At 42.6% G+C, this 12106-nt stretch carries 7 protein-coding genes; 4 read left to right on the top strand and 3 right to left on the bottom strand.

Going from position 1 to position 12106, the window contains the following annotated elements:
• The first annotated feature begins 226 nt into the window (after positions 1–226).
• The 3 genes from GQA99_RS02155 to GQA99_RS02145 all read left to right on the top strand — a co-directional run bounded on the left by GQA99_RS02155 (position 227) and on the right by GQA99_RS02145 (position 3638).
• Positions 227–1216, top strand: a complete 990-nt coding sequence (locus tag GQA99_RS02155) for a zinc-dependent alcohol dehydrogenase family protein (protein WP_160052222.1) — start codon at positions 227–229, stop codon at positions 1214–1216.
• Between the two features lie 136 nt (positions 1217–1352).
• Positions 1353–2708: an MATE family efflux transporter gene (locus GQA99_RS02150; protein ID WP_160052221.1), complete on the top strand. Its 1356-nt coding sequence runs from the start codon at positions 1353–1355 to the stop codon at positions 2706–2708.
• 36 nt (positions 2709–2744) lie between these two features.
• Positions 2745–3638, top strand: a complete 894-nt coding sequence (locus GQA99_RS02145; protein ID WP_160052220.1) for a LysR family transcriptional regulator — start codon at positions 2745–2747, stop codon at positions 3636–3638.
• A 53-nt stretch (positions 3639–3691) separates the two neighbouring features.
• On the opposite strand, the gene GQA99_RS02140 is transcribed toward GQA99_RS02145, so the two are convergent.
• Positions 3692–6613, bottom strand: coding sequence for a TonB-dependent receptor plug domain-containing protein (locus GQA99_RS02140; RefSeq protein WP_160052219.1), 2922 nt, complete (start codon positions 6611–6613; stop codon positions 3692–3694).
• 418 nt (positions 6614–7031) lie between these two features.
• On the opposite strand from GQA99_RS02140, the gene GQA99_RS02135 reads away from it, so the two are divergent.
• A complete protein-coding gene (locus tag GQA99_RS02135; protein ID WP_160052218.1) occupies positions 7032–9221 on the top strand; it encodes a winged helix-turn-helix domain-containing protein in 2190 nt (729 codons plus the stop codon).
• 47 nt (positions 9222–9268) lie between these two features.
• Here GQA99_RS02135 and GQA99_RS02130 read toward each other — a convergent pair whose 3' ends face one another.
• Together GQA99_RS02130 and GQA99_RS02125 are read right to left on the bottom strand one after the other, a co-directional pair.
• On the bottom strand, positions 9269–9880 hold the full coding sequence (locus GQA99_RS02130; RefSeq protein WP_160052217.1) for a class GN sortase: 612 nt from the start codon (positions 9878–9880) through the stop codon (positions 9269–9271).
• An 11-nt stretch (positions 9881–9891) separates the two neighbouring features.
• On the bottom strand, positions 9892–12051 hold the full coding sequence (locus tag GQA99_RS02125) for a marine proteobacterial sortase target protein (RefSeq protein ID WP_160052216.1): 2160 nt from the start codon (positions 12049–12051) through the stop codon (positions 9892–9894).
• Between the last annotated feature and the right edge of the window lie 55 nt (positions 12052–12106).

Raw genomic sequence — 12106 nt, 5'->3', positions numbered from 1 at the left:
TTGCCGCTACAGCATAAATAGTTTTAATATATTATTAATAATTAGCGGCTTCTTACGCTTTGTGATTAATTTTTTATTAATAGTGATTGTAATAACTGGCTGTTTTTTATTCGAGTCGACACTGATTATTAATAAAAACTTAAAACACATTGTTGTTTACTGGCCATTATCATTAACCCTCAAACGCCTATACTAGCTTCACACAAACACAACGAGGTTTTACACAATGAAAGCTATGATAATTCGCGAATTTGGTGCAGCTGATGTTTTCGAGTCGGCAGACATTCTTAAGCCAACAGTAAGTGTTGGTAATGTATTGGTTCGCTTAGCAGCTACCAGTGTTAATACCATTGACATGATGATCCGTGAAATGGGCGAAGCATTGCCTTTCTCACCTAAAGCCCCTGCAGTATTAGGAATGGACTTTGCCGGTACCATTGAAGCAGTCGGTGAAGGCGTTACTGAATTTAACGTTGGCGATGAAATTTATGGCTGTGCTGGCGGTTTAGGTGACTTACCAGGCACACTTGCTCAATACATGTTGGCTGACGCTAAGCTTATTGCTCGTAAACCTAAAAACCTTTCTATGCGTGAAGCGGCTGCATTGCCTTTGGTGGGGATTACTGCATACGAAGGCTTAACACGTGCAGGTATTGCAGAAGGTAAAAGCGTACTTGTACATGGTGGCGCCGGCGGTGTGGGTCACGTTGCAGTACAGCTTGCAAAACATTTTGGTGCAAACGTTTTTGCTACCGGTGCTGAAGGCACTCAAGCAGAATTAATTGAAAAGTTAGGCGCTAAAGCCATCAACTTTAAAACAGAAACAGTTGCCGATTACGTGGCTAAACACACTGACGGTGCAGGCTTTGATGTTATTTTAGATACCGTTGGCGGCGCAAACCTCACCAACTCTATTGAAGCCGCTAAATTAAACGGTCAAATTGCCACAACCTTATCCTTCATTGAATTAGATTTATCAATGGTACACATGAAAGGTTTGTCATTACATGTGGTCTTTATGTTAATCCCAATGATGCACAACATAGGTCGTGAAGTTCATGGCAATATTCTAGCTCAACTGGCTGAGATTGTTGAATCTGGAGCATTAGTACCTGTAGTTGATGAACAACGCTTTGGCCTAGAGCAAGTGACTGATGCACATCAGTATTTAGCTAGCGGCAAAGCCATTGGTAAAGTGGTTATTGATATTAACTAAACCACTTTAGGGCTCACATTGGTTATGTGAGCCCTAACCTTTCACCATGATGTTGTCACGCTACCCCAAATTGATCCGACATTAAGCTGCGTTTCATCTTGGCTTAATCTTTACCCTCATATCGTACGGAAAGTATATGTTCGCTGTTTCTTCAACACTTCGTACCCTTATCAGTAAAACATTGCCTTTATGCATTGGTTTATTTGCCATCATGTCGGTGCAATTAGTTGATTCGGTGTTTATCGGCTTATTAGGCGTTAATGAACTGGCAGCACACGGCATGACATTACCGTTTCAAACACTGTTAATTGGTATTCAGGTGGGTATTGGCGTTGGCGCTACCGCGATTATGTCTCAAGCGATTGGCGCAAAAAAACATTACAAAGCCCGTGCTGTTGCGACATTATCAGTTAACGGTGGCATTGTATTTATGGCATTGTTTTGCTTACTTTTATGGCAACTCGATACATTTATAGTGCGTGTATTTATCAGCCCCAATATAGAAAACCCGCACTACTTTTTGTTAGTCAATTTATTTATCACTTACTGGCCATATTGGTTATTTAGCGCCTTGAGCGTGGCAGTGCTGTACTTGCTCACCAGTGTTTACCGTGCCCATGGCGACACCAAAACCACTGGGGCGATGTTTGTTACCGCCAGTATTATTAACCTAGTATTAGATCCTTTATTAATATTCTATTTTGATTTAGGCATTAAAGGTGCAGCCATCGCCTCTAGCCTAGGTTATGGTATTGCCACCATCTATGTGCTGTTTGATGTAAAACCAAAACAGTGGTTTATTGGATTACAGCGCCATATCGGTACCATTAAATATGGTATCGAACTGCTCAATGTCACCTCTGCGACCATTACCAATCAATTTTTACCTGCTGCTAGCGCGTTTGTAGCCATGATGCTTATTGCTAAACTGGGTACAGATGCTATTGCATTTTGGAGTTTATTGGCGCGTATTGAGAGTTTTTCACTGGTATTCACTTTAGCACTCACCATGTCAATTCCGCCTATGATTGGTCAGTATTTAGGGGCGCGCCAATACCATGCCATAGACAATTTATTAACCACCACTGCAAAACTATTACTCGGTTTTACTGCCGTTCTCGCAGTGCTATTAGCACTGAGCGCTGATTTAATGTTGCCACTTATCACCCAGGACCCGTCATTAAGTGCATGGTTAAAGGCGGCACTGTGGATTATGCCCATCAGTTATGGGCCATTAGGATTATGCATGGTGGTAGTATCGGTATTTAATGCGTTAGGGGCACCCAAAACAGCATTAATCGTGTCGTTTGCGAGGCTGTTTATCCTGTATATTCCAGCTGTTGCCATTGGCACCGCAACGGGTGATATGTTAAATACTATCATCGCGGCCACATTCGCGAATCTATTGGCAGGCACCTTCGCATGGTTTAAGCTTAAAGATTACCTAAAAAGCACCCTAGATCATGCGCAACCTTGTATTGCAAACACCTAGATATTTCATGACGTTAACTTAACACGGGCTAAAAAGATGAATTTTGAACACCTAAAACTGTTTGTCCGAGTCGCGTCGACCCACAATATCAGCCAAGCAGGGCAAGAGTTAGGCTTGTCGCCTCCGGTTGCCAGCATGCATATCAACCGTTTAGAAGAAAGCCTAGGTGCGCGCTTAATTCACCGAACCACACGTAAAGTTTCGTTAACCGAAGAAGGCATGGCGTTTTTACCCCATGCAGAAGAAATCATTCAAAGTGTGGTGGCCGCCCGTGCGGCGGTGGGTAGTGGCGATGCTCAGCCCCAGGGGACATTAAGGATCACCGCGCCAGCGTCATTTGGCCGGATGCATTTAATGCCAGCCTTTAAAGCTTTTATTGCTCAATATCCCGCTCTGTATATCGATATTCGCTTAACCGATTCGATTGTAGATTTAGTTGAAGGTGGGTTTGATGTCGCCATTCGTAACGCACAATTACAAGACTCAAGCTTAATTGCTAAAAAATTGGCTGTTGATAAACGCATTATGTGTGCCTCGGCAGACTATGTCGCCCAATATGGCAAGCCAAAAACACCGCAAGATTTATACAATCATCAATGCATCAATCAAGCGGGGCTTGAAACCTGGGCATTTAGCACACCAGATGGCCCGCTGAGCATGAAAATAAAAGGTTCAATTCGCATTGACCACGGAGAAGCGGTGCGTGATGCCTGTGCCAATGGCATGGGGATAGCTAAATGTGCCACATGGATTGCTTATGAGCATTTAAAACGTGGCGAAATGGTGCAAGTGTTAGAGGATTACCCGTTAATTGATGAAGCCGCCATTTGGGCTGTTTACCCGAGCTCACGGTTGTTAGCCCCCAAAGTGAGAGCTTTTATTGACTACTTTTCCAATTATTATGGCAACCCGCCCTATTGGGATAAATAGCAGTGATAAAAAAAGACCCTAAAAAGGGTCTTTTTTGTACAGAGTGTTAATGATTAGAAGCGTTGTTTAAACGATGCATATAAGTAACGACCAGGAATACGGTACGAAGGATCGTAACTGTTAGCAAACGCTGAGTAAGCAACTGGAGGCTCTTTATCAAATAAGTTACGTATACCTACTGATACAGTGCTGTCCCATGACGTATTCCAACCTGCTTGCGCATCGAAATACATTGTTGGAGACAATTTATTTTCAGGTGCAGAGACTTCAGTTGCAACGACATCTGTTGTGCCAGGTGTAAAGGCATAACTCATTGCCATATTGTCTGGGTCGCTACATAAATCACGTAGTTCAGGTTGGCCAACACCCGCTGCAACGGTGATCACGTTTGAGCAACTTTCTATTTGTTTAGATAAGAACTGAGCTGTGACAGATGCGAAGAAATCATCATTACTCCAACCCACTGTTAAGTTTGATTTCAATCTAAACTCACTGCCACCGCCAGACGCACCTGCGGTAAGTTTTCCGACACTGTTACCGCCAGAAATATTGCCGTCAACGTTTACCTCACCACGATCAGGCTGACCTATGTCGCCTGCGTAATCAACATAAGTTGAGTCCCAGTTAATCTGCCAATCGCCCAAAGATGTGGTGAAATTATACGTCACATTGAAGTCATACCCTTCGGTTTCATAACCACCAACAAAGTTTTGAGACAATGCCAGTAAGTTAGAAATCTCACCAGGATTACTGTTTAGTGCGCCCGTGGTATCACGAGTGATCAAGTTACAGTATTGAGAGATCCCTTGAATATAACAACGATTAGCAATGGTTTGTGCGGTGTTAGTACCAATCAAATTTTCAATTTGTACGTTAAACCAGTCTAGTGTTAAGCCCAGCCCTTCGATTTGACTTGGGTTGTACACAACACCAACAATTTTTGATGTAGATGTTTCTGGTTGTAAATCTGGATTACCCCCAATTTTTGAACGGAACTGTGGATCTTTCTGTTCAAACGTTGTGCTCACACCCGCAGCTAAACAGTTAGCACGCGTTTGCGCTGAACTGGTATAAGCAACTGATTTAATATCACATGGGTCAGTCGCCGCAGGACGAGAGTCATTTTGACCACTGTATAATTCGGTTAACGATGGCGCACGGAAACCGTCACTGATACTGGCGCGGAACATCACGTCATCAACAGGAGCATAAGTCAGCTTAAAGCTTGGGTTAGTGGTATTACCAAAGTTTGAGTAGTCAGACACACGCACAGCAGCATTTAACTCAACTTTTTTAACATATGGTAAATCAGCGAGTAATGGGATTACCGTTTCAGCAAATGCTTCAGATACCGAGAAACCACCTTCCGTAGGCTGTGAAGCGTTATCACCTAACACTTGGCCAGCAACGGTTAAAGGATCGGGTGAGTCGTAACCGGCATGGCGTTGGTACTCAACACCAGCGACAAAAGCTAACATACCGGCAGGTAACTCAACCACATCACCGCCAATACTAGCGCCGTAGTTATGTAATGTTTGTGATGCTAAATTACGTGGCGATACTGAAATGTAATCTAACATTTCTTGTGTTACCCCATCAGGGCCACCAAAAATGTTTAATGGTACACAAGCTGCGTTGCCGTCACAGGTTGCCACGCCATTGGTGATGCTAGACGCACCTAAGGCTGCTTTTACCTTGTTAGTATCAAAGAAACCATTTTTTAAGAAAACCGAATTCGTTTCAGAAAATGCTGCAAATGCATCCCAATAGAATGAACGATCGGCTAATTCAAAATCACCTTCAAGACTACCACTGACGCGCCATGTATCAACATCTGCTGCAAATGAACGCGGTGCCACGATTGGACGGAATGAACCGCCTGTAATATCTTGATTAAATGGGTTATAAACAGAATCTTTAGAAATTGCTAATCCCCCCATTGGCTGAGCGGCAAGTTGTGCTTCAGAAGTTCTTTGCGAATACATGACGTCTGATTTTGCCGTAATCGAATCATTGAGTTGATGCGCGGCTTGCAAATATAAACTCGTTGTTTCAGAAGGCTGTTGAATGTAGTTTACCGGAGCAAAGTTATATCCGTCAGTTAAGCGGTCATATAACTTAAAGTCACCTACGCTGGTACACTCTTGATTGGCAACACAACCCGTTTTAGATTGATCTAATGTGTACGAACCTTTAACTCCGTCCACTGTTGCGGTGTATTGACCGTATGGCGTAGTAGGACTAGCACGGCCACCAGAACCCGAAATGTTCGCTGGTAGATTGTAAATAGGTACAGATGAAATATCACGATCGCCCCCTAAAATTGATTCTTGCTTGGTATAAGCAACGTTCATCAATATTGAGGTTTTCTCTCCCGCACCGCCAAAAGTAATCGACGCAGTTTCTTGCTCGCCATCACCTTGTTCGTATCCACCCATTGAACCTGAAAACTCTGCGCCTTCAAAGTCATTACGGGTGATCACGTTTACAACACCACAAATGGCATCGGTACCATAAATGGTTGATGCACCATCTTTTAATACTTCAATGCGTTCAACTGCGGCTAAAGGAATCGTTGAAACGTCAACGTTACCACCAAGTTGTGGGATCCAACGGCGTCCATTGATTAACACTAATGTTCTGGCTGAGCCACAGTTACGTAGGCTAACAGTAGCAGCACCACCGGTATTACCATTGTTAGTTTGTAAGCCAAGAGAAGCACCGTTAGTGGCGATTTCTTTTAATAAGTTAGATAAACTGCTTAAACCTGAACGGTCAATATCATCACGGCTAATATTCAATAGTGGTTGCGCCGTTTCTAGGTCGGTACGTTTAATACGAGAACCCGTTACCGCAATACGTTCAACTTTATTGGCGCCTTCTTCTGTTTCTGCAGCATAAACTATGCCTGACGACGCAACAGTTACACCCAGTAATGCCATATTAATCGCTAGCACCATTTGTGTTTTTTTCATCTAATCACTGCTCCCTAAAAGCCATTTCTATTCTAATTGTTTTGTTCCAATCGGTAATGATTGGTTAATGCAGAGCATCTGTTAATGACATGTAACAAACAACAATCGAGAAGTGATTTGTTGGTGATTTGTTAGTGATTATGATGTGATATTAGGTGACTTTTGTTATGAATTTAGTATTATCGCGCCAACTAATATTGCTAAATACTACGAATAAAAAAAAGCGAGCACGAGGCTCGCTTAAAAAATCCAGGTACAACAATAAAGATGGAACAGTTCGATTATTTTGTTTATCCATTGTTGATATATCAAGATTAACAAACTTCTCGAGTGATGAAATGAGCACAAAGTGATTTATTGCTGATATTGTGCCATTTCTCAACGGACTGATAATGTAAAAAATAGCAACGGATTGGATATGCTACTCACACATAAAAACTATAAAATAAGTGCATTAACATTAGATTTTGCAACACAGACCTTAGCATTAAACACTGAACAAATTGTTCAACTAAAGCCTCAATCATTTCAACTACTGTACTATTTTTGTACAAACAACCATAAAATTGTTAATAGAGAAGAGCTAATTACGCACGTTTGGCAAAATAGAATTGTCAGTGATAATGCAATTAACCGCGCAGTATCTCAACTACGCGCCGTAATTGCACAATTAGATCCAGCCCAAGAATATATCCAAACCTTACCTCGAGCAGGGTATCGTTTATGCGTTGCAGTGACAGCTTTAGATACGATAAATACTCTAACAACATCACACAACCTTGACACAACCAGCGCAGAATTACCGCTTAATCAAACCAGTACTTCACCACATATAAAAGTTAAACAAGCCGACAATGACGAGGCCAGTCAACCTACTAACTTAACGGCAAACCATTACGCTATGGGCGCAACTCACGAGACGGTATTGCAACAAAAACATCGACCTAAAGTATGGAGGCTAGCTGTAATGCTGAGCTTTATCATACTTGTTGTATTGTTACTGTTTAAATCATCGCCGCTATTATCGAAGGCTGAACCACGATTAAAAGTCGTCGAAAGTGAAACGGTCACATATGCACCAGGGGCTGAGTTTGACACAAGCTCGACGCGAGATTGGTTGGTGTACATCAATAAAAATGATGCGGTATTTAATGTTATTGCACGTCACCTAGACAGTGACAAGCAGCGTAATATTTATCGTAGCGCCGATACAATAAGGCAACCAAAGTTATCACCTAATGTTGATTTAATGAGTGTTTTTTTACGTAAAAATGAAGCTTTAGGGCTGCGTAATTGTCAATTAAACATCTATCGATTTCATACTTCTGAGCAACTCAAACAATACTCTTGTGGTATCGCAAATGTAGTCAGCCAACGCTGGAAAACAAACGCTAAAATACAGGTAGTGACAGCAACAGAAGGCCAAGGGATAACCAGTTTCGACATCGATTTAAACCAGCAACATCCCTTACCGGCATTGAGTATTGCATTTGCTGATGAACGATTACGTTTTATCAGCGTCCAGTTTTCACCAAATGGACAACAGATTGCTTTATTGAGCCGTAATACGCTTAACAACCAAACTCACTTACATTTATTCGACGTACCAACCTTAACGATACAAAGGACAGTCATCATGCCTGGTATCAATATTTCAGCGGTGCAATACCTCGATAACGGTGATTTAATGTGGTTATCGGCAGGTAAATTATTTATCACCGACAATGAAGGTAATAAACATACCGAACTCATGTCTGATTTAAATAATATTACCCAACTAAGCAGTATTAATGGTGGGAATGTATTTGTTAGCCATGGATTAACTCGAGCAAATTTAGTTAATGTCGATACTCATGGTAAAGAGACACTCATCGCTTTGTCATCTAAAGATGAATACATGCCCACTTATGCCCATCATTCCGAACAATTTGTGTTTTTCAGTAATCGTACTGGTCGTGACGAAATATGGCTTAGCCAAGCTGACGGTGAGGTAAAAAAACTGCCATTACCTCGACAAGATCTTCAAATAAAACCGTTACAATGGTCGCCAGATGACGCAAAAATAATCATCTCTACCGTGAATGCGATTTGGGTTTACTCTTTTGCAAATGACAACGTACAAACGATTGATATTAACCACGCCCATCAAGTACGCTGGTTAAATAATAACCAGCTAGCCATCTTAAGTAATACCAACAATCAACAACTGCTTGTTATTGACGTGATTAGCGGTGTTCAAAGCAAAATAAGCCTGCCATCAACTATCACTAATTTTGATGTTGTAGATGACGTTATCTATTTTACGCAAAGTAACAGCCAAGACTTCGCTCGCTATAATTTAACGACCCAGCAGCTGGACTTTTTAGGCGTCGAAGCCAATACCAACGTTGGGATGTGGCAAGTCAAACAAGGTGAACTGTATTACGTACCGGTCAGCCAAGAGACACTGCATATTGAAAAAATGAACCTCAGCACAGGTGACTCGCAACCTATTTATTATTTTAAAATGGCAGACGCCCCAGTATTTAGCGTTTCATCAACGGCACATATATTACTGCAACGCCAGGTTCATGATGAAACCGACATTAGTAAAATAAATATTCACTAGCCTGATTAAAAAGCCCAAATTAATCTGAATAGGGCTTTTTTTAATCGTTACACCAATGGCGTAGCTTCGACGATATAGCGGTATTCAGCATTGCCCGCAAGCTGATCAAATGGATAACAGGTAATTAAGGTTAGCTTGCTGCTTTCTGTTTGATCTAGCACCTCGGTTGCGGTTTCATGCACTACTTGCGTGGCGGTAATTTGGTACACCTGCAATTGCCCTGTTGCGCTGTAAAGCTCAATCATGTCGCCGACATTAACATATTGTAAGCGCATAAAATGGCTGTCGCGGTGTCCGGCAATAATCATATTTCCCTGCTCGCCAACGCCTGCCCCAGCTAACATCAAGCTTGGCCCAAAGGCGAGATTTCGGCCTGAAGCCCCAGCAAGCACATATAAATCCTGGCCAAGTGGCTGCTGCCCTCCTTGTGCATTGTGTTGCAGTAAACGCATTTTGGCGACCGGGTGCGTGTCGGCCCATGACCAGGGCTTATGGGGCTGATTATCCACCAGCGTTTGTTCAAATGCGCGCTCAATTAAAAACTGGGCGAAATGGGCTTTAGCTTGCATATATCCTCCTTGAGCAATGAGCCCAAGGCCCACTAGTATTATCAGCGCCATAATCCACAAATGTATTTTGGCATGTAGAGATGGCTTCATTAGTTATCTCCTTAAACATTGGCTTCTATTACCAATACCTGGCCAGGTAAGCGCTGTCTAAGCCACAAAAAGTGCAAGATACCTAAACCCAATAAGCTAAATCCAATCAATAACCATAAACGGCTCGATGTCGCGGTTTGCGGTAAAATTTGTGCCTGATTGCCCACTTGTAACCCGTGAGGCAAATGCGATTGCACATTGGTATCAATAGTCGTGTCACTCATTGGGTTTACGGGGGTCACATCGACGGCAACTAAGCTGGTTTGGCTGGTCACTAAATGGTATTGCATGCCTAAGGCTTCGACTTGCTTATTCACTCGTGGGCCGCTGGCGGCATTTTTATGTAACTCCAATGCGGTAATTTGTGCATTCGCCCATAACAGATCTATACCTCTTGCTGGTTGATTATCAGTAAAATCAAGTTGTTGCTGCCAGTATTGACCATTAATGTTGCCCGACACAATCATCGGCTGCAGTAACTGGCTTGGTGATTTAATACTGACCCACAACGGCTCGTTTTGATATAAGTCGCTAATGGTCGATGGCCAGTAATCCGGTACACTACCGTCGAGGTAATACAGACCAATATTGGTTAAAACCGGTTGTTCTATTTTAGTCAGTAGTTGCTCAATTTTTTGTTGCACTTCGGTTTCTTTACCAATATAGGTAAAGGTACCTCGGCCCATGCTGGCAGCTCGGCGCATAAAGTCTGAATTGGGCGCAGAACCAATGCCAACGGTAAAAAAGCGACTGTCACCCAGTTGATCGCTAATTAATTGATACAACTGCTGCTCATTACTGACCGCACCGTCGGTCATAAATATCACCTGGCGTAACATTGATTCACCAAGCACATTAACCGATTCACTTTGCAAAGTGTCGACTAATGCAGCTTGGATAGCTGGCGCCATTTCTGTGCCACCATCGGCCTCGAGCGTCGAGATAAAACGATTTGCCAAGCCCAAATTATGACTATTGGCCGTTAATGGCTCGGGGGATAATAAACTGATGTCTTGATTAAACTCGATAATATTAAAGGTATCGATATCGCGCAGGCCTGCTATCGCAAATTGCAGTGCTTGTTTGGCTTGAACAATGGATTGGCCAGACATAGACCCCGATGTATCAATCACTAAAATCAATTCGCGGCCGATTAAATGTTGCTCGCTCACTTCAACGCTTGGCGGCATTAACATCACTAATGAATACACGCTTTGATCACCCGCGGTGATGGTTATATTGTCGTCTGGATTAACCGCTACGGTATGGGTTTTACCGGTTTGATAAAAGGTTGCCGCTTGCGGCAATGCGCCAACATCAGCTTGCCACTGCAACACAAAATCACGATCGGCAATTTGCTTACCTTCAAAACTCACCGTATAACGTTGGCCATTTACGCTTTGCTTAATAGGGTGATACAGACTGTTAATGATATTTAACGTAAAGCCTGCATCAATGGTAATTTGCATATTGACATTAATGCCCTGATTTTTGCTGGTTTCAGCGACCCTATTTGGCAACACGGTTGGGTCAATATAGGCTATCGCTAAAGCCTGTTTGTCTTTGTTGCTGGTATTGTCTGGGTGATATCGTGGCGTAATAGCCATAGGAAAACGCAAACTAAACAGACCATCGTTAAAGTCCAATGTTTGTTGGTAACTGAGTTCCACCACTAATTGATCGTGCGGACCTAAGTTGGCCACTTCTGAGGTGAAAATATTTCGGCGCTGTTGCTGTAGTAAGCTGGCTTGTTTACCTTGCTTTTTAGCTGTTTCAAAGGTTTTTATCGCTTGTTTTTTGGGTTGAATTTGCCCTGCGATAATCTTGTCTCCAATACGCAGTTGCATGCTATCTACGGCGGCATTTTCTGGTAACGGAAAAACATAACGGCCATTGAGCCATTGGTCTGTATCGTTAATAAAGACTTGCTTAACCGTCACGCGATTCAGTAAACCAGACACATCCATGCTCACTTGCGTGTCCATCGCCAAAGCTTGTATCACTTTATCTTTAGCAAAATAAACCAAGGTACCTTGCGTAATATCCTCATCGGTTGCACCTGACGGTGAGGCTTGCACTGTGGCAGTAAAAATAACCAACAACACACTAATAAACCACTTTTGATAACCTAAACGGTTCGATAAACACGACATACGAGATAACCAGCACATAGCAGCTCCTTGCTCTATTACGCATGCTCTTTAGGCATTGGCGTAACAGAGTCGG

Source organism: Shewanella litoralis (genome assembly GCF_009828585.1).
GTDB classification, from domain to species: Bacteria; Pseudomonadota; Gammaproteobacteria; order Enterobacterales; family Shewanellaceae; genus Shewanella; species Shewanella litoralis.
This window is presented reverse-complemented; position numbering and strand designations above follow the sequence as displayed.